At 60.3% G+C, this 17,879-nt stretch carries 17 protein-coding genes; 8 read left to right on the forward strand and 9 right to left on the reverse strand.

The window, feature by feature from the left end; genetic code table 11:
- Positions 1-58: 58 nt before the first annotated feature.
- Positions 59-1,633 (reverse strand): alkaline phosphatase, encoded by a 1,575-nt coding sequence (locus FIU93_RS08175; protein ID WP_152505322.1) that lies wholly within the window; start codon positions 1,631-1,633, stop codon positions 59-61.
- Positions 1,634-1,927: 294 nt separating this feature from the next.
- Here FIU93_RS08175 and folP point away from each other — a divergent pair, with 294 nt between their 5' ends.
- From folP to FIU93_RS08190, 3 genes are all read left to right on the forward strand, one after another.
- On the forward strand, positions 1,928-2,764 hold the full coding sequence (folP, locus tag FIU93_RS08180; protein WP_173017432.1) for a dihydropteroate synthase: 837 nt from the start codon (positions 1,928-1,930) through the stop codon (positions 2,762-2,764).
- Positions 2,761-3,276 (forward strand): 2-amino-4-hydroxy-6-hydroxymethyldihydropteridine diphosphokinase, encoded by a 516-nt coding sequence (gene folK / locus FIU93_RS08185; protein WP_077291535.1) that lies wholly within the window; start codon positions 2,761-2,763, stop codon positions 3,274-3,276. The genes folP and folK overlap by 4 nt, the downstream gene beginning before the upstream one ends.
- An 87-nt stretch (positions 3,277-3,363) precedes the next feature.
- Positions 3,364-4,392: a phosphatase PAP2 family protein gene (locus FIU93_RS08190; RefSeq protein WP_152505324.1), complete on the forward strand. Its 1,029-nt coding sequence runs from the start codon at positions 3,364-3,366 to the stop codon at positions 4,390-4,392.
- Positions 4,393-4,431: 39 nt separating this feature from the next.
- On the opposite strand, the gene FIU93_RS08195 is transcribed toward FIU93_RS08190, so the two are convergent.
- The 3 genes from FIU93_RS08195 to FIU93_RS08205 form a co-directional block, all read right to left on the reverse strand.
- Entirely contained in the window at positions 4,432-5,115 is a 684-nt protein-coding gene (locus FIU93_RS08195; RefSeq protein WP_152505325.1) for a hypothetical protein, read from the reverse strand.
- A gap of 10 nt (positions 5,116-5,125) precedes the next feature.
- Positions 5,126-6,346, reverse strand: coding sequence for an argininosuccinate synthase (locus FIU93_RS08200; protein WP_023002831.1), 1,221 nt, complete (start codon positions 6,344-6,346; stop codon positions 5,126-5,128).
- Between the two features lie 166 nt (positions 6,347-6,512).
- Complete coding sequence (locus FIU93_RS08205) at positions 6,513-7,133, reverse strand: TetR/AcrR family transcriptional regulator (RefSeq protein ID WP_152505326.1); 621 nt, start codon at positions 7,131-7,133, stop codon at positions 6,513-6,515.
- A 181-nt stretch (positions 7,134-7,314) separates the two neighbouring features.
- On the opposite strand from FIU93_RS08205, the gene FIU93_RS08210 reads away from it, so the two are divergent.
- Both FIU93_RS08210 and FIU93_RS08215 read left to right on the forward strand, forming a co-directional pair.
- Positions 7,315-7,776 (forward strand): (2Fe-2S)-binding protein, encoded by a 462-nt coding sequence (locus FIU93_RS08210; RefSeq protein ID WP_023002833.1) that lies wholly within the window; start codon positions 7,315-7,317, stop codon positions 7,774-7,776.
- Positions 7,777-7,779: 3 nt separating this feature from the next.
- A complete protein-coding gene (locus tag FIU93_RS08215; RefSeq protein ID WP_152505327.1) occupies positions 7,780-9,966 on the forward strand; it encodes a xanthine dehydrogenase family protein molybdopterin-binding subunit in 2,187 nt (728 codons plus the stop codon).
- 128 nt (positions 9,967-10,094) lie between these two features.
- Here FIU93_RS08215 and rlmN read toward each other — a convergent pair whose 3' ends face one another.
- The gene (gene rlmN, locus FIU93_RS08220; RefSeq protein WP_023002836.1) at positions 10,095-11,312 is read right to left on the reverse strand and encodes a 23S rRNA (adenine(2503)-C(2))-methyltransferase RlmN; all 1,218 of its coding nucleotides are present in this window, start codon (positions 11,310-11,312) and stop codon (positions 10,095-10,097) included.
- Between the two features lie 304 nt (positions 11,313-11,616).
- Positions 11,617-12,126 carry an invasion associated locus B family protein gene (locus FIU93_RS08225; RefSeq protein WP_023002837.1) on the reverse strand — a complete coding sequence of 170 codons (510 nt, stop codon included), beginning with the start codon at positions 12,124-12,126 and terminating at the stop codon, positions 11,617-11,619.
- Positions 12,127-12,379: 253 nt separating this feature from the next.
- Between FIU93_RS08225 and FIU93_RS08230 the strand changes: the two genes are divergently transcribed.
- Complete coding sequence (locus tag FIU93_RS08230) at positions 12,380-12,952, forward strand: sigma-70 family RNA polymerase sigma factor (RefSeq protein WP_035907892.1); 573 nt, start codon at positions 12,380-12,382, stop codon at positions 12,950-12,952.
- A gap of 62 nt (positions 12,953-13,014) precedes the next feature.
- Here FIU93_RS08230 and FIU93_RS08235 read toward each other — a convergent pair whose 3' ends face one another.
- Positions 13,015-13,560 carry an RNA methyltransferase gene (locus FIU93_RS08235; RefSeq protein ID WP_031270178.1) on the reverse strand — a complete coding sequence of 182 codons (546 nt, stop codon included), beginning with the start codon at positions 13,558-13,560 and terminating at the stop codon, positions 13,015-13,017.
- 164 nt (positions 13,561-13,724) lie between these two features.
- On the opposite strand from FIU93_RS08235, the gene FIU93_RS08240 reads away from it, so the two are divergent.
- Positions 13,725-14,699 carry an NADPH:quinone oxidoreductase family protein gene (locus tag FIU93_RS08240; protein WP_152505328.1) on the forward strand — a complete coding sequence of 325 codons (975 nt, stop codon included), beginning with the start codon at positions 13,725-13,727 and terminating at the stop codon, positions 14,697-14,699.
- Positions 14,700-14,884: 185 nt separating this feature from the next.
- Here the strand turns inward: FIU93_RS08240 and xth are convergent, their stop codons facing one another.
- Positions 14,885-15,694, reverse strand: coding sequence for an exodeoxyribonuclease III (xth, locus tag FIU93_RS08245; protein ID WP_023002841.1), 810 nt, complete (start codon positions 15,692-15,694; stop codon positions 14,885-14,887).
- Between the two features lie 70 nt (positions 15,695-15,764).
- On the reverse strand, positions 15,765-16,958 hold the full coding sequence (locus tag FIU93_RS08250) for a cation:proton antiporter (RefSeq protein WP_209010311.1): 1,194 nt from the start codon (positions 16,956-16,958) through the stop codon (positions 15,765-15,767).
- Positions 16,959-17,111: 153 nt separating this feature from the next.
- Between FIU93_RS08250 and FIU93_RS08255 the strand changes: the two genes are divergently transcribed.
- A complete protein-coding gene (locus FIU93_RS08255) occupies positions 17,112-17,876 on the forward strand; it encodes a GH25 family lysozyme (RefSeq protein WP_023002843.1) in 765 nt (254 codons plus the stop codon).
- The last annotated feature ends 3 nt before the right edge of the window (positions 17,877-17,879 follow it).

A 17,879-nucleotide genomic window follows, 5' to 3' on the forward strand; every position in this document is an offset into this window, starting at 1 on the left:
GTTTTTTTAAAACAAACGGGCCGGTTTCCCGGCCCGCTCTTTTTTCTGGAAACTTTGATCAGGCCTTGCGAACCGGGTCCAGCGTGACGGTGTGCAGTTCGACGTCGTCACGGTCCATCAGGCGGACGGTGAGCTGTTCGCTCTGGCCGTCGATGTCGACCAGGCCGAAGAACTGCAGCCCCATGGACGGGGGCAGGTTGGCACCCTGTTCGGCGGTCGGGGCCTTGATGTACTTGAGCTCCGGGCCGAAGGTCATGTCGAGATCGTTCGGGCCGAAGGTGCCGGCATGGATCGGGCCGGAGACGAATTCCCAGAACGGCTTGAAGTCCTGGAACTGGGCCTTGTCCGGATTGTAGTAATGCGCGGCGGTGTAGTGCACATCGGCGGTCAGCCAGACGATGTTGTCGATGTCTGCCGTCTTGATGAAGCGCAGCAGATCGGCAAATTCCAGTTCTCGGCCTTTCGGTGCGCCGTGATCGCCGTTGGCAACCGCTTCGGCGCCGGCCTGGTCTTTCCAGTTGTCCCAGACGATCAGGCCGATCGGCATGTCGCAGGCGATGACCTTCCAGGTGGCGTTGGAATTCAGAAGTTCACGCTTCAGCCAGGCAAGCTGCTCGGCGCCGAGGATGCGCGAAGCCGGTGTCATGGTGTCTTCCATCGAGGCGCCGTTCGGCCCGCGATAGGAGCGCAGGTCCAGGAAGAATACGTCCAGCAGCGGACCATAGGCGATCTTGCGGTAGACGCGGCCTGGCTCGGCCGGGGTGTAGCGGATGGGAGCCAGCTCGTGGAAAGCCCGGCCGGCGCGAGCGGCCAGAAGGTGGATGTTCTTCTCGCTGTAGCGGTCGTCGGACAGGAGATCCTTGGAGGACGACCAGTTGTTGACGACTTCATGATCGTCCCACTGGAAGAAGGTCGGGACTTCCGCGTTGAACGCCTTGAGGTTCTCGTCCATGAGGTTGTATTTCCACTGGCCGCGGTATTCGTCCAGCGTTTCGGCAACCTTGGATTTTTCTTCCGTGACGATGTTCTTCCAAACGGTGCCGTCCTTCAGCTCGACGGTTTCCTTCATCGGGCCATCGGCATAAATCGTGTCGCCGGAGTGGATGAAGAAGTCCGGCTGATGTTTTGCCATGGTGGCGTAGGTCTTCATGCCGCCACGGTCGGTATCGATCCCCCAGCCCTGGCCGGCGGTATCGCCCGACCAGGCGAAACGAATGTTGCGGCGGGACGCCGGGGCGGTGCGGAAGCGGCCGGTCATCGGCTCGGATACGGCATTGACGTCGTTCAGGTCGGCAAAGGCGACGCGATAGAAGACATCCTGATCGGACGGCAGGTTCTCAAGCAGTCGCTTGACGGCAAAATCCGAGTCGGGAAGCGCATTGATCGGGGCAAGGCGCCGTGGCGTTTCGAACGTGCCGGTGGTGTCGACTTCCACCAGCATTTGCGCCGGGCGGTCCGAGCGGGCCCAGATCATGCCGGAATTGGCATCAACGTCGCCGGACTGAAGGCCGTGCGTGATCTGCGGGCGCGAGGCCGCACGCGACAGGCCCGGCATGGCCAGCGGTGAGGCCAGTACCAGACCGGTAGCAACCGATGATTTCAGAAAATTGCGTCGAGAAACGTTTGAAGACATTTTCAAGCTCCGTGGCTGGGGACCGCAGGGGCGAGTCCCTTGGCAAAAACATCAGGTGCTGAAGCTCCGTGACAGACGGATGTCTGTTCCAAGACCGTTTCCCGAATTTTTGATGACGACGTGTACGGATTGCCGGAAAACCGCCGCGGAACGATTGAACCTCCAAATTGCTTCCAAATCGTGATCGTCCACAGCCTTGGAGCGGGGTCAAGCAGGGCGAAGTCGCATTGGTGCCGCTTGACCGTCGGTGTCAGACGGGCCAAACACGTGCCTGACCGTCAAAAGGACGCAATGATGCCGACCCCGACAGCCTACGAGCCGCCGCGTTTCGACGCCGGACACCAACGCCCCCACGTGATGGGGATCCTGAACGTGACCCCGGATTCCTTTTCCGATGGCGGGCGCCACGCCAATGCGGATGCCGCCTTGCGGCGTGCACAGGAAATGATTCTGGAAGGGGCCGATATTCTGGATGTCGGCGGCGAAAGCACGCGGCCGGGGTCCGAACCGGTGCCGCTGGACCTGGAATGGTCGCGGCTCGATCCGATCCTCGATCAGGTGATCGACATGGGAACGCCCGTATCGATCGATACCTACAAGGCGGAGATCGCGCGCCGCGCGTGTGCGGCAGGTGCGGTCATCGTCAATGATGTGTGGGGTCTGCAAAAGGACCCGGCCATGGCTGAGGTTGTTGCCGAGGCCGGCGTGCATGTAGTTATGATGCATAACCGTCTTGCCGCCGATGCCGGACTGGACATTCTTTCGGACATCGACCAGTTCTTCGAAATCTCGATGGACCTGGCGGAAAAGGCAGGGATCGCCAGGGAAAAGCAGATCCTTGATCCGGGCTTTGGCTTCGGCAAGACCATCAACCAGAATTTCATCGTTCTGAACCGTTTCGAAACGCTGAAGAAACACGGCCTTCCGCTGTTGGCGGGTGCGTCGCGCAAGCGCATGATCGGTGACGTGCTGGAAGCGGAAACGGAAGACCGGCTGTTCGGATCCGTTGCCGTTCACATGACGGCCATGCTGAAAGGGGCTGCGATTGTGCGGGCGCATGACGTAAGTCCACATGCCGATTGCGTGCGTATGATCGAGGCAACCCGCCTGGAACGGAACCCTGTCGAATGAATGCCGAAAATGCGATGGCTGACGCCCCGACCCGCTGTGCGCTCGGGCTCGGATCCAACCTTGGTGACCCGAAGGCCAATCTGGATGAGGCGATCCGCCGGCTGGAGGAAACGCCCGGCGTCATGCTGGTGTCCCGGTCCTCCGATTACCGGACGCCGCCCTGGGGGCCGGTGCCGCAGGACGATTTCCGCAATTGCTGCGTGGTGATCGATACCACCATGAGCCCGCAGGCGCTGCTGAAGCGCTGTCTTGAAATCGAGACCGAACTCGGACGTGTGCGCGACGTGCGCTGGGGCCCAAGGACGCTGGACATCGACGTTCTGATCTACGGCCTGCAAAAGGTTGCTGAAAACGACCTCGAAATCCCGCACCCGCGCATGGGCGACCGCGCCTTCGTTCTGATCCCGCTTGCCGAAATCTGGCCCGACGCCCCGCTGGGCGACGGCCGCACCGCGATGGAAGCATTGGAAACCTGCCCGGACCAGGATGGCGTGGTGAAGCTGGACGGGTGACAGAACAACTGAAAGAAACCTGATCTTAAGCCTATCAGCTATAGAAAAACAGCAACCTGTAAATGCGTTGCGCGGGGTGCTGCGGACATGTCTTCCGCCCTGGGATTGAAAAATGAAGGCGATTTTGACCCGCCTGCTCAAGCGCAGACAGCCTCTCTTGAAGAGGCTGCGCCCTTTCAAACACAAAGTCTGCCTTTTCCAGGAGTTCTCAACGTTGTTCTCATGAGTGTTGTCGTCGGCACAACGCTCGTTCTTCAAACGCTTGTTACGGCGCGCGTCGATCCCAAGTCACTAATACTATTCGGTGGGATCATCACGGTCTGCGCGCTGCTGAGTTGCTACATCAAACTCCGGGGGACATTTCCAGACGTTTTCCGGGAACGGATGCAGCTGTTACTCAAAGGCATTGTTTTCATATTCGTCGCCCTGGCGACGTTGCGCATCTTCAACCACTTGACCATGAGCGTAGTGTTTCCTCTTGCGGATCCTCTACTTGATAACTGGGACAAGGTGCTCGGGCTCGACTGGATGGCCTATTTCACGTTCGTCCAGCATAACTTTCTGCTGAACAAGATTTTGCATATTGCCTATATCGGGTTCGACGGTGCCAGTCTGTTTGGTTTTCTCGCACTGATTCTGATGGGAAGGCCTGCTCGAGCGCGTTATTTTTGCGAAATATTTTTGATCACCGCAACGGTGTCGGTTTCAATAGCGATGTTTTTCCCCGCGGTCGCCACCGTCGCCTACTATTTCGGCGATGTCGCCCATATCGACGGTTTCAGCAGCGTTCCCGGTATCGCTCATGTGGAACAACTTCTTGCCTTGCGGGAACCATCCGGCGCTACGGTCAATCTTCTCGACGCAGAAGGGCTTGCTGCCTTTCCATCGTTCCATACTGCTGGGGGCATCTTGCTAGTCGCCGGCTTCTACAAGACACGCTGGTTCTGGTTGGTGACATTGTTCGCGGTGACCATGATAGCTGCAACCCCGGTGTTCGGCGGTCATTACTTTGTCGACCTCTTTGCTGGCGGTGCTTTGGCCGTGGCCGTCTCGGTTCTGAATGCCCGGCGTCCCTGTTATCGGGGCCTCTTTGGCACTGAGCAATGTAGGCATTGAGGAAGCCACCACTTAACGTCACTACTTCAAAACTAGCAATTAAAGCCCCAGGAAACTCTCCATGTGAAACCCGGCTGTTGCCTGGCTTTGCCGGTGCTCCCGGCCAAAGGGGCAGGCCCGTCTTGCCAGGCAGCCGGACCAGCAATCGAGGTTGCGGCTGGTCGCCAGATGGTTTCGGCAGTCAGTGACCTTGTAGCCTTCGTGCACCGTAACGGCACCGACCGGGCAAACCGTTAGGCAAGGTGTGTCGGTGCAGGTCGGGCAGGGGCCGTCCATCGTGACCGGCGTCGGTCCGTCAAAGGGTACCGCACTCAGAAACGCTGCGCGGAAGCCGGCCCAGGGGCCGAAGGTCCGGTGGGCGAGAACGCCGAGCGGGCTTTGGGAGAAGCCGCCGCATTTCATCGCCCATTGCTGGAACGGGTGATAGGGCGGGCCTTCGAAGGGAAACACCGGTTCGTAGCCGGATGTCTCGGCAAGGTCCAAAAGGCTGCGCCGCGTATATCGGTCGAGAGGATCCGGGTGGCCATTTTTGTATTCCGGACTTGCCGTCAGGTGCGGCCAGATCGACGGACCTGTGCTGCCGATCAGGAGAAGGCTTCGGGCCTGCTTGCCGCTGGCAAGAGGTGGAACGGCAACGGTGCCATCAGGAGCAAAGCCGCCGAGCAACAAAAAACCGGCGGCAGCAAGGTTCTGTTCGAGCTTTGCTGCCGCCGGTGTTGTCATGTCAGAGATCTCAGCCGATCCGGTCGCGCTTGGCGAGGGTGCGCAGGCGCAGGGCGTTCAGCTTGATGAAGCCGGCGGCGTCCTTCTGGTCGTAAGCACCCTGGTCGTCCTCGAAGGTGACCAGCTCTTCGGAATAGAGCGAATAGGGCGAGGACCGGCCGACGAGGATGACGTTGCCCTTGTAGAGCTTCAGCTTGACGGAGCCGGTGACATGCTCCTGGCTCTTGTCGATGAGGGCCTGCAACATCTCGCGCTCCGGCGAGAACCAGAACCCGTTGTAGATCAGCTCGGCGTAACGCGGCATCAGTTCGTCCTTCAGGTGCGAGGCACCGCGGTCGAGCGTGATGGATTCCATGGCGCGGTGCGCCGTCAGGAGGATGGTGCCGCCCGGCGTTTCGTAGATGCCGCGGCTCTTCATGCCGACGAAGCGGTTCTCGACCATGTCGAGACGGCCGATGCCGTTGTCGCGGCCATAGTCGTTGAGTTTGGCAAAGAGCGTTGCCGGCGACATCTTCTCGCCATTGAGGGAGACGGCGTCGCCCTTTTCGAAGCCGATTTCGATATAGGTGACTTCGTCCGGTGCCTCGGTCGGGTCAACCGTGCGCTGGAACACGTAGTTCGGTGCTTCCTCGGCCGGGTCTTCCAGCACTTTGCCTTCCGATGAGGAGTGCAGCATGTTGGCGTCGACGGAGAACGGAGCTTCGCCGCGCTTGTCCTTCGGAACCGGGATCTGGTGCTGTTCGGCGAACTCCAGAAGGTCGGTCCGGGACTTGAACGTCCAGTCGCGCCACGGCGCGATCACCTTGATGTCCGGGTTGAGCGCGTAGGCGGACAGTTCGAAACGCACCTGGTCGTTGCCCTTGCCGGTTGCGCCGTGGGCAATCGCGTCGGCGCCGGTTTCCTCGGCAATCTCGATCAGGCGCTTGGAAATCAGCGGCCGGGCGATGGAAGTGCCGAGCAGGTAGACGCCTTCATAGACAGCGTTGGCGCGGAACATCGGGAAGACGAAATCGCGGATGAACTCCTCGCGCAGGTCGTCGATGTAGATTTCCTTGATGCCGAGCATTTCGGCTTTCTTGCGCGCCGGCTCCAGTTCCTCGCCCTGGCCGAGATCGGCGGTGAAGGTCACCACTTCGCAGCCCAGTTCGGTCTGCAGCCATTTCAGGATGATGGAGGTGTCGAGGCCGCCGGAATAGGCCAGCACGACTTTTTTGATGTCACCATGCGCCATTTTGGGAAAAATCCAGTTCGATGTTCCTGGCGGTTTCCCGCCGATGAAAATTTGCGGCAATTTAGCCGGTTCTATGCATGGCGCAAGCCCCGCGATGCACTCATTTCGTCGCGTTTCGCTCTACACGGGTCGATCTGCCATGTCGGGAAATTTTGGCGGGCGCCCGTTACTGCGCCGCCACCGTTTGCGCGGTCGCCCTGGCGCCGTATCGGGCCAGGAACATGTCGACGCTTTCCTCGATGATCCGTTCCATCTCGGGGCGGGTTGTCACGCGGCCGCTGTGGATGTTCGGGTAGAAGGATCGGGCCTTGATAAGGCCGAGAAATTGCGTGGCCGCGAGGGACGGGTCGTCGGCCGTGAGCTTGCCTTCACGCGTGGCGCGATCCATGAACTCGGTGAAGACGGAGATCTTGGTCATGCGGCTGTCCATATCGGCTGCAAGGGCCGGGTCGCGGATCGTTTCGCTCATGACCATGCGGGCCAAGCTCATGAAGCACGGGTTGATCATGAGCTCGCCTTCGGCCCAGCCGAGACGCACCAGGGCATCGCGAATGGGCGCCGCCGGGTCGTAAGCGACTTCAAGCGCCGAGTTGATCTGATCGGCAAGGCACTGGTTGATCTCCTTGAAAAGCACGTCCTTGCTTTCAAAGTGATTGTAGACCGTGCGCTTGGAAACCTGGGCTCGCTCGGAAATCCGGTCCATGCTGGCTCCGGCATAACCCTTTTCCTGAAACTCGGCGATTGCAGCCTCGACGATCTGCTTCTTTTTCTGATCCGATACGGACATTACCTACTCATATGTACCCCGTTGCATTATCTGTCAGACGACAGGACCCCCGCCTCTTTAATCCCAAAAATCGCGCCCTATGTAAACTCTGGCGTTTACAGATGTGCAGTTACGAACTAAACTGCACGGTGTAGTTTACATCCTTTAGCCAGAATTGGCCAGCCAAAGGAGACGCCTCCTCATGTCAGTGACATTAAAAATCAACGGGGAAACGCGTACGCTCGACGCGGATCCCGAGAGCCCCCTGCTGTGGGCTCTGCGCGACGAGCTGGGAATGACGGGGACAAAGTTCGGTTGCGGCATCGCTTCCTGCGGTGCCTGCACGGTTCACATGGACGGTATTCCGGTCCGGTCCTGCCAGACGTTCGTCGGCGACCTTGAAGGTGCTGAAATCACAACGATCGAAGGTATCGACGGCAAGGCGGCTGCTGCTGTCCAGGCCGCCTGGAACGAGCTGGACGTGCCACAATGCGGGTATTGCCAGTCAGGCCAGATCATGGCCGCGACTGCCTTGCTTGCCGAAACGCCCAAGCCGACCGACGAGGACATCGACGCAGCCATGGACGGCAATGTCTGCCGCTGCGCCACCTATGCCCGGATCCGCAAGGCCATCCACCTTGCTTCAGACAAGATGGAGGCCTGAGCCATGCTGCATCTCCTGAAACAACCGCTGGCAGCCGCAATGCCGACGCGGCGCACCTTCCTGAAGATGTCCGCCGGTACCGTTGGTGGCCTGGTGCTTGCCATGAACCTGCCGCGCTCGACTGCCTCGGCCGCCGAAGGCGAGTTCATCCAGCCCTTCGTTCACATCCGTCCGGACAACACGGTCGTGGTGCTGTCCAAGCACTTCGACATGGGACAGGGCACGGCCAGTGGTCTGTGCAGTCTGGTCGCCGACGAGCTCGACGCTTCCTGGGAGCAGGTCACTGTCGAATTCGCACCGTCCAATCCGCAGGTCTATGCCAACTCGCTGTTCGGCGTGCAGGGCACCGGCGGGTCCACGGCCATGGCGAACTCCTTCATGCAGTACCGTCAGGCCGGTGCCGCGGCAAAGGCAATGATTATTGCCGCCGCGGCAAAGGAATGGGGCGTGCCGGCGGGTGAAATCACCGTGTCGGGTGGCGTCGTTTCTCATGGTGCGGACAAGTCTGCGACCCTGGGTGAGCTTGCCGGTCTTGCCGCCAACGAGGACGTTCCGGCAGAGCCGACACTGAAGACACCGGATCAGTGGGTCTACATCGGCAAGTCCTTCCCGCGTCTCGACGTCAAGAACAAGACCGTCGGCGCGCCCAGAACCTACACGATGGACTTCCAGCGCGACGATCTGCTGGTTGCCGTCGTTGCCCGCTCTCCCCGTTTTGGCGGCAAGGTGAAGTCGTTTGACGCCACCGAAGCCAAGAAGGTGCCGGGCGTCGTCAACGTGCTGCAGATCCCGAACGGGGTTGCGGTGATCGCCAAGTCCACCTGGCCGGCAATCAACGGCCGGTCCCTGCTCGAAATCGAGTGGGATGATGCCGAGGCCGAAACCCGGTCAAGCGATGCGATGATCGCCGAACTGAAGGACATGACCACCAAGCCGGGTGTGAAGGTTCGCGAAGACGGTGATGTCGACGCGGCGCTGGAAGCTTCAGCGAAGGTCATCGAAGCCGACTATGACTTCCCGTTCCTGGCCCATGGCGCCATGGAACCGCTGGACATCGCCATGATGTTCGACGGTGAAACAGCGGAATTCTGGTTCGCTTCCCAGATCCCGACCATCGATCACAACGTGGCGGCCACCGTACTCGGCATTCCGTTCGAGAACGTCAAGATCAACACCTTGTGGGCCGGCGGGTCCTTCGGGCGCCGCGCCCAGGCCGATGCGCATCCGGTCGTGGAAATCACCACGCTGGCCAAGGCGATGCAGGCCGCCGGCATGGCGCCGGCTCCGGTGAAGATCGTCTGGACCCGTGAGGATGACATGGCCGGTGGGTACTACCGTCCGATGTCGGCTCACCGGCTGCGGGTCGGTCTTGATGACCAGGGCAACGTGACGGCGTTCAAGTACAACATCGCCGCCAAGTCCATCGTCAAGGGCACGCCTTTCGAAGCCATGCTGATGAAGGACGGTGTCGACCACAACATGACCGAAGGCGCGCATGACACCACCTATGCGTTTCCGCTGATGAACATGGACCAGTCCTTCCAGGAAACGAAGGTCCCGGTTCTGTGGTGGCGTTCGGTCGGTCACACCCACACGGCCTACGTCATGGAAACCATGATCGATCGTCTGGCCAAGGAAGCCGGCAAGGATCCGGTTGCCTATCGCCTCGAGATGATCAAGGACGATCCGCGCAAGGTGGGCGTGTTGAAGCTGGCGGCTGAAAAGGCGGGCTGGGACACGCCCTTGCCTGAAGGGCGCCACCGCGGTGTCGCCGTGCACAAGTCTTTCGGTTCCTTTGTGGCGGAAGTGGCGGAAATCTCCTTCCGCGACGACGGCACTGTGAAGGTGGAAAAGGTGACGGCAGCGGTCGACTGCGGCACGCCGATCAACCCGGACAATATCCGGGCACAGGTCGAAGGCGGCATCGGCTACGGCCTTGGTGCGATCCTGCGGAACCAGGTGACGCTCGCCGACGGTGTTGTCGAGGAAACCAACTTCGACACCTATGAGCCGATCCGGATGTCCGACATGCCGGAAATCGAGGTGCATATCGTTCCCTCGAACGAAGCACCGACCGGTATCGGTGAGCCCGGTACTCCGCCAATCGGCCCGGCTGTCGCCAACGCGATTGCCGCTGCCAAGGGCGAGTGGTCAACCAGCCTGCCGCTGGCAAAGTCCGGTCTTGTCTGAGCCTCGCCGAAGAATACAAAAAGGCCGCCTCCGGGCGGCCTTTTTCCAGATTGGTTTGACGTTTTCTGCTCAGATAAAAACGGCGGCTCCAGTGAGCCGCCGTTTTTCGTTCAGCAGATGATGTTGCCTCAGGAGGCTGCCAGGGCCTCACGGTCCTTCTTTCGCATGCGCTCGGACGCGGATTTCAGCTGTCCGCAGGCGGCGAAGATGTCGCGGCCGCGTGGTGTGCGGATCGGAGAGGCATAGCCGGCCCGGTTGACGATGTCGGCAAATTCCTCGATCCGCTCCCAGTCGGAGCATTCGTAATCGGTACCCGGCCACGGGTTGAAAGGAATCAGGTTGATCTTGGCCGGAATGCCCTTCAGCAGGCGGACCAGTTCAAGCGCGTCCTGATTGCTGTCGTTGACGCCCTTCAGCATCACATATTCAAAGGTGATGCGCTTGGCGTTGGACAGGCCCGGATACTGCCGGCAAGCGTCCAGCAGTTCCTTGATGTTCCATTTCTTGTTGATCGGCACCAGCACATCGCGCAGCTCGTCACGAACCGCGTGAAGCGAAATGGCCAGCATGCAGCCGATTTCTTCACCGGTGCGGAAGATTTCCGGCACGACACCGGAGGTCGACAGGGTGATGCGGCGCTTGGAGAGCGACAGGCCGTCACCATCGGACGCGATCAGCAGCGCCTTCTTGACGTTATCGAAATTGTAGAGAGGCTCACCCATGCCCATCATGACGATGTTGGTCACCAGACGGCCTTCGGACGGGACGATGGCGCCCTGCGGGGTGTCCGCATGCGGGAAATCGCCCAGCCGGTCGCGCGCAATCAGGATCTGCGACAGAATTTCTTCGGCCGTCAGATTGCGGACCATCTTCTGGGTGCCCGTGTGGCAGAAAGTGCAGGTGAGGGTGCAGCCGACCTGGGAAGAAACGCAGAGCGTGCCGCGGCCTTCTTCAGGAATATAGACGGTTTCAACCTCGACCGGGCGGCCGGCGCCGCGCGCGGGAAAGCGGAACAGCCACTTGCGGGTACCGTCGACGGAGATCTGCTCGGAAACAATTTCCGGACGGGCGATCGTGAAGGCTTCGTCCAGCTTCTGGCGCAAGTCCTTGGCGATATTCGTCATCTGCGCAAAGTCGGACACGCCGCGCACATAAAGCCAGTGCCAGAGCTGGGAGGCACGCATGCGCCACTGCTTTTGCGGCACACCGATGGTGCCGAGCGCTTCACCCAGCTCTTCGCGCGACAGGCCGATCAGCGTCGGCTTGTCTTCGCCGGGCAGGACGGCTTCGGCTGAAACGGTGTGCGCGTTCGGATTGTCCCGCGCGATGTCGAGCGTAATTGCCATGTCGTGATCCGTAATCTCTTCCGGCAGGGTCTTCAGGCGTCTTGGAACAAGACTACGCGGTCGCCGGGCACCTGACTTGCAGGTCTGATTTCAAGCGCTCCCAAAACCACAAAAAGCGCCGAAAATCAAGTTTGCTGACGTGGAGGGGAGCTATGCAGAGCTGTTTTTACGCAACGACAACGGCCCGGATAGGCCGTTTGGCCCGTCCAGGGTGACGTCGAGACTGAAAGGAAACCACCGGCCGACTTCGGCTTTTCACCCTGCGGATGCAGGGGAAAGCCGGAGAAGCTGCTACCTGAACGCGTTAGCGGCAGGCAGCGTTGGAGTCGTCGATCGCGGCTGTGACGCCGGACAGCGAGAACTTGTAGGTGGTGCGGGTGCCGCGGCTGGATTCGCCGGTCACCGTCATTTCCCGGCCTGCCCTCATGGCAGAAACGAGTTGCGCTTCGGTTGCAGCATTTTCGACCCAGGCACCGTCATTGTTGGTGAAGAGCGTGAAGCCCTTGCCGTCAATGTCTACGCTGACCGAGGATTTGTCCTTGAAAGGATAACCGACCAGCAGGCTCGGCTCGGACGAGACGCCTTCCGCCGGGCGGGTGGTCACGAAAAAGAATACGTCCCCGTGATTTCGATCTCCCGGAAGCAACGTCGTCGGTTTGGTAAGCGCGTAGCAAACCTTGCCGCCGCCACTGGTCAGCGCATAGGCCGCCCAGTCCTTGTGCTGCTTCAGAAGTGTCGGGGTTTGTGCGAAAGCCGCTGCACTCGAAACGGCAAGACCTGCTATGGCCAGAACCAGCGATTTTGCTTTCATCATCTCCACACCGTTGGATTTGAGTTTCCGTCAAATTTAGTTCAACTGCCGTCTGACATATAAACCTTGCTTTAATGATAACTTAAAGCGGGTTACGAAAGGGTTGAAGCCCGACAATTGTATTTTCTGTTTTTCGGTGCGTGCACCAACCTAATCGCTTTGCGGTTAAACGCGGCAACAGTGTGGCAGACCTGCTTGACCCCCCTTTCGAATTATGCCGAACCTGATAAAGAAGATGGATCGGCAGGGGGATTGATTGTCTTTGACGCAGGTGCAGTATTTTTCCGATCTCATTGTCAAAGTGGCGGAAGACCGGGACAAGGCGGCTTTCATCGAGCTGTTCGATCACTTTGCGCCGCGCCTGAAGGGCTACCTGATGAAGCAGGGCGCCGATGAGGCCCTTGCCGAAGAAGTCGCCCAGGACGTCATGATGACGCTGTGGCGCAAGGCCGATCTGTTCGATCCGAAAAAATCCAATGCCAGCACCTGGCTGTTCCGGGTTGCCCGGAACCGGCGTATCGACAGGATCCGCCGCCAGAAGTCTGCGGCGCTCGATCCCGAAGATCCGTCCCTGCACCCGACGCCGCTGCCGGACATTGCCGAAGAGATGGATGCGAAGCTGCGGGAAAAACGCGTGCGTGCTGCTTTGTCGCAGTTGCCTGAAGAGCAGCGGAATGTGGTTCGGCTGGCTTTTTTTGCAGGACAGTCGCACAGCGAGATCGCCGAACACACGGGCTTGCCGCTTGGCACGGTCAAATCCCGTATCCGGCTTGCCTTCGGACGGTTGCGCCAGCTTCTGGAAACCGACACATCCGTGGATGTGGACTAATTGGGGCCCCCGGGCAAGAGACACCCAAAATTCTGGCGGCCTGAAGTTCAGGCGCAACTCATTCAGGTTCCCGGCACTTTGCGTCCCGTGCGCATCACCGGACCGCCGCTGACATGTTTCGGACGTTCGATCCTGGGAGCGCCGGCCGTGGTTGAGCGGTCCGCGTAGCGACCCAACGCTCTGTGACGATCGTACATGACGATCGCGCCGGCCATGGCCACATTGATGCAGAACTTAGTCGGGATCTTCACCACGTGGTCGCAGCGCGCCAGCATCTGCGGTGAAAGCGAGCCTCTTTCAGGACCAAGAACGTAGGCCGCCTGAAGGGGATGTCCGAAGCTTGGCAGCTCGATCGATTCGTCCGTGAGTTCGATGCCCACAAGCTGGCAGCCTCTGGGCAGGTCCATCGTGTCTACGCTGTCCCAGGTGAAGACAGGCAGGTGGCCGGGGCTCTTGGAGGTGTCGGAGGGGGGCGCCTTGCGCAGCTTCTGGTCGGCATCCACCGTGAAGAAGAAGTTGGCGCCGAAGGCATGGGCAGAGCGCATCAAGGTGCCCAGGTTCATCCGTTTCGAGAGGCCTTCGGCCCCGATTGCAAAATATCCGCGCATCAGTTTGTCCGTTTTCGATTTGGCTGCCTCATAGCCGACTTTCGCCATGGCCGAAAGTTTTCAGCTTATCCGGAAAGCCAATTCCCGCCTCGAACAGGGCTTGCTAACGTCTCACCCCGCGCTGCGCGAGCGGCGCTTTACCCGTAGAATGTCATGAGGATGCCGTGAAAGCCTGTCTCTGCAAAACCTTCGGTCCGCCTTCCAGCCTGGTTGTCGAGGAGATTGCCGATCCGGTTGCCGGGCCGGGGGAGGTCGTGGTGCGGGTGAAGGCCTGTGCGCTCAATTTTTTCGATACGCTGATCATCAGGGGCAAGTACCAGTACAAGCCGGAAATGCCGTTTTCGCCGAGTGCCGAATTCGCCGGTGTGGTCGATCAGGTGGGCTCCGGCGTCGAAGGGGTTTCGCCCGGTGACAGGGTCATGGGCTACATGCGCTGGGGTGCTGCGCGGGAAAAAGTGGTGGTCGCAGCAGGCGATCTTGTCTCGCTGCCGGACGATATTCCCTTTGAAGTCGCGGCAGGTTTGACCGTGACCTACGGCACCACGCTGCATGCCTATCGCGACCGGGCCGGGTTGAAGCCTGGCGAGACTGTTGCCGTTCTGGGCGCATCGGGCGGCGTCGGCCAGGCTGCAGTGGAAATTGCCGCGATCATGGGAGCAAAGGTGATTGCCTGCGCCTCATCTGAGGAAAAGCTCGCTTTTGCCCGCTCGCTCGGCGCTGACATGACGGTCGATTATTCGGTTGAGCCGCTCAAGGAAACCCTGAAGGAGCTGACCGGTGGAAAGGGTGTGGATGTGGTCTACGACCCGGTTGGCGGAGAGCTGTCGGAACAGGCCATCCGGGCAACGGCCTGGGAGGGGCGGTTCCTGGTGATCGGGTTTGCCGCGGGCGACATTCCGAAAATTCCGCTGAATATCGTGATGCTGAAAGGTTGCGACATTCGCGGTGTCTTCTGGGGCGCAGCACTCGACCGGGATCCGGAAGGCCATCGCTGCAACATGAAGGAACTTTTGTCCTGGGTGTCTGAAGGCAAGCTGAAGCCGCACATCCACGGCGTTTACAAGTTGGCAGAAACGGCAACCGCGCTTGAGGAAATCGCTGCGCGCCGGGTGCAGGGCAAGGTGATTGTGACGCCTTGAGTGCTGCGGAAGTATGCGCGGCGCGGCCTTCCGGGGGTGTGGCCCATCCTTCGAGACAGCGCTTTGCGCTTCCTCAGGATGAGGTCGTCCCTGTTGCACCTTTCCGGGCTGTCCAAATTACAGCCTCATCCTGAGGAGGACCGGAAGGTCCGTCTCGAAGGATGGGCCGCTTGTTCGAATTGACCTCAGATCGCGAATTCGGCGATCACCGGGGCGTGGTCGGACGGTTTTTCCCAGCCGCGTGCGTCGCGCAGGACCGTGGTGCCCTTCACATACGGGGCGAGCGGCTGAGACACCCAGACGTGGTCAAGACGGCGGCCCTTGTCGGCGGCAGACCAGTCTTTGGCGCGGTAGCTCCACCAGGTGTAGAGCTTTTCATCCAGCGGGGTGAACTGGCGCATGGCGTCCAGCCAGCCGCCTGCCTCGCGGACCTGCTCGAACAGTTCCGTTTCGACCGGGGTATGTGAGACCACTTTCAGGAGCTTCTTGTGGGACCAGACGTCGTGCTCGTAAGGCGCGACGTTGAGGTCGCCGACCAGAATGGCGGGTTTCGAGGTTTCCTCGCCTTTCAGCCATCCCAGCATCTCTGCCATGAAGTCGAGCTTGTGGCCGAATTTCGGGTTGATGGTGCGATCCGGCTCGTCACCACCTGCCGGCACATAGAAATTGTGCAGCCGAATGCTGGAGCCGTTGAAAGGCACGTCCGCCGCCACGTGACGGCTGTCCCCCACCTGGCAGAAGTCGCGTTTCTCGATGTTGCTCAGCGGCAGCTTGGAAAGCGTTGCGACGCCGTGGTAGCCCTTCTGGCCGTGGATGGCCATGTGTTCGTATCCCGCCTTGCGGAAGGCGTTTTCCGGGAAATTGGCGTCCGGGCACTTGGTTTCCTGCAGGCAGATCACGTCCGGTGCGACTTCCTCGATCAACTGTTCCACAATCGGCATGCGCAGGCGCACGGAATTGATGTTCCAGGTGACGAGTTTGATCCGGTCTGTCATGGGAAATTTGCCAAGGCTTGTTGCGGGAATAGCCAAGTCATACGGATTCGGCCACCGAGTGCAAACGAATTCAGGTCTCGGGATCGTCTTCCCCGGCCTTGCCGGTTTCGTCGACCCGTTTCAGGGCGAGCTGAGTGGCCGCGGGGCCGAGCAGTTCGAAGACGATGGTTGATCCGATGGCGACGGTCAGAATTTCGTCCCGGAACTGCGGCAGCACTTCGGCAGCAACCAGGGCCATGCCAAGCGCGACGCCCGCCTGGGGCAGTAGCGAGAGGCCGAAGAGATAGCTTCGGTCGGTTCCGGCCCCGCCGCTGAGCTTGCCGCCCAGCCAGCCTCCTGCCAGACGCCCGGCGAGCCGCAGCAGAACATATGCCGCGCCAAGGAGACCAAGCTTCAAAAGCAGGTCCGGCTGCAGCGCTGCGCCGGCCAGCACGAAAAAGAAGATCATGAACGGCCATTCGATATGTTCGATCTCATAGAACGGCCGGGTATGGTGACGCCCGGTGTTGACCACCATGGCCCCGCAGGCAATGCCGGCAAGCAGGAACGAGAGGTCGAGCCAGAGGGCCAGACCCGCCGTCAGGAACACGATGCCAAGCGCCTCGGCAAGGGTCGGGTCGCCGGGTTGGAGGCGGCCTGACAGGTAGCCTGCCGGGAGGCCGACAATCGCGCCAAGCAGGAGCGATCCGGCAATTTCCCAAACCGCATGCAGCAGGGCGCCCGAACCATCGCCGCCCATGAGCGCCTGTGCTCCCATGAGACAGAACGCAAAGACCAGAATGCCCCAGATATCGTCCAGCGCAACGATGCCGGACAGAATGGTTGTGAAGGGCCCCTTGGCGCGGTACTGGCGGATGACATCGCTGGTGGCTGCCGGGTCGGTGGCGGTCGCCAGGGCTGCCAGAATCAGTGCCAGTTCCAGCGGAAAGCCGAGCAGGGCGAGACCTGCAAAGACGACGATCGCTGTTGACACGACCGCTGAAGCCGAAACGACTGTTACGGCCTTGCCGCTGTTCTGCAGATGGACCCTGGAGAGTTTGCCGCCCAGAACGAAGGCGACCATCGACAGGGCCAGAACGGCGAGGGTTTCGTAAAGCTGGGTCAGGTTTTCAGGCAGAAGATCCAGAAAGGCGGGGCCCGCGGCCAGTCCGCACAGGATCAGCAGCGTCACGCGGGGCATCTGCGTCCTGTGGCCGATTTCGTCGGCCAGCATGCCGAGCAGTAGCAGGGCGCCAATGGCGATCAGGGTGGTCGCGATTTCCATGCTCATACATTGAGGGAAAGAGACCAGACGTCTTTGATCCGCCGCAATCCCGCCCTATTCGATTGCCCGCACGATAACAGATACGTGTTTATGCGGAGAAATCGTGATTTCGTCTACGCTCCGTTAGGAAATCCCGCGCATTTTGTGCGGTGAGTGAAAGCCTTTCTTAACCCTGCCGAGGACGCTGTGCTGGCAATCGTAAAATCGTTTTGTTCCATTTTCGGGTTCATCTTTTTAAGCTCGTGCGCGGCTTACGACTTTCCGGATCCAACGCCAGAAGACTACGCGGTACACGGCATCGACGTGTCCCGATGGCAGGGCGATATCGATTGGGCGGCCGCAAAACAGGGCGGTGTCGCCTTTGCCTGGATCAAGGCGACCGAAGGCGGCGACCACGTCGACCCGCGCTTTGTCGAGAACTGGGTGGCAGCGCGCCAGGCGGGCATGCCGCGCGGGGCCTATCACTTCTATTATTTCTGCCGTCCGGTTGAAGAACAGATTTCGTGGGTGAAGGAAATCGTTCCCGTCGACCCGCAAGCCCTGCCGCTTGTTCTCGACATGGAATGGAATGCGCATTCCAAGACCTGCCGGGAACGGCCGGAACGACCGCAGATCCTGCGGGACATGAAGATCTTCCTCGACGAAATGGAAAAGCACTACGGCAAGCGCCCGGTGATCTATTCCTCGGTCGATTTTCACCGAGACAGGCTGGTCGGTGCGCTCAAGAACGAGCAATTCTGGCTGCGCTCGGTCGCCAGCTTCCCGAACAACATCTATGAGCAGCGCGACGACTGGGTGTTCTGGCAGTATACGGCCGAGGGGCGGGTGCCGGGCGTCAAAGGCGACGTCGACCGGAATGCGTTCTTCGGAACCAAGTCCCAGTACCGCGACTGGCTGAACGGCAAGCTGAGGCGCTGACCG

Source organism: Labrenzia sp. THAF35, assembly GCF_009363595.1.
Classification (GTDB): domain Bacteria; phylum Pseudomonadota; class Alphaproteobacteria; order Rhizobiales; family Stappiaceae; genus Roseibium; species Roseibium algicola.

Excerpts from the sequence above, each read along its gene's own strand:
- FIU93_RS08190 (WP_152505324.1), top strand. The coding sequence starts at position 3,364 with ATGTCTTCCGCCCTGGGATTGAAAAATGAAGGCGATTTTGACCCGCCT.
- FIU93_RS08175 (WP_152505322.1), bottom strand. The coding sequence starts at position 1,633 with ATGTCTTCAAACGTTTCTCGACGCAATTTTCTGAAATCATCGGTTGCT.
- folP (WP_173017432.1), top strand. The coding sequence starts at position 1,928 with ATGCCGACCCCGACAGCCTACGAGCCGCCGCGTTTCGACGCCGGACAC.
- rlmN (WP_023002836.1), bottom strand. The coding sequence starts at position 11,312 with ATGGCAATTACGCTCGACATCGCGCGGGACAATCCGAACGCGCACACC.
- FIU93_RS08200 (WP_023002831.1), bottom strand. The coding sequence starts at position 6,346 with ATGGCGCATGGTGACATCAAAAAAGTCGTGCTGGCCTATTCCGGCGGC.
- FIU93_RS08195 (WP_152505325.1), bottom strand. The coding sequence starts at position 5,115 with ATGACAACACCGGCGGCAGCAAAGCTCGAACAGAACCTTGCTGCCGCC.
- FIU93_RS08250 (WP_209010311.1), bottom strand. The coding sequence starts at position 16,958 with ATGGAAATCGCGACCACCCTGATCGCCATTGGCGCCCTGCTACTGCTC.
- FIU93_RS08210 (WP_023002833.1), top strand. The coding sequence starts at position 7,315 with ATGTCAGTGACATTAAAAATCAACGGGGAAACGCGTACGCTCGACGCG.
- xth (WP_023002841.1), bottom strand. The coding sequence starts at position 15,694 with ATGACAGACCGGATCAAACTCGTCACCTGGAACATCAATTCCGTGCGC.
- folK (WP_077291535.1), top strand. The coding sequence starts at position 2,761 with ATGAATGCCGAAAATGCGATGGCTGACGCCCCGACCCGCTGTGCGCTC.
- FIU93_RS08205 (WP_152505326.1), bottom strand. The coding sequence starts at position 7,133 with ATGTCCGTATCGGATCAGAAAAAGAAGCAGATCGTCGAGGCTGCAATC.
- FIU93_RS08215 (WP_152505327.1), top strand. The coding sequence starts at position 7,780 with ATGCTGCATCTCCTGAAACAACCGCTGGCAGCCGCAATGCCGACGCGG.
- FIU93_RS08235 (WP_031270178.1), bottom strand. The coding sequence starts at position 13,560 with ATGCGCGGATATTTTGCAATCGGGGCCGAAGGCCTCTCGAAACGGATG.
- FIU93_RS08225 (WP_023002837.1), bottom strand. The coding sequence starts at position 12,126 with ATGATGAAAGCAAAATCGCTGGTTCTGGCCATAGCAGGTCTTGCCGTT.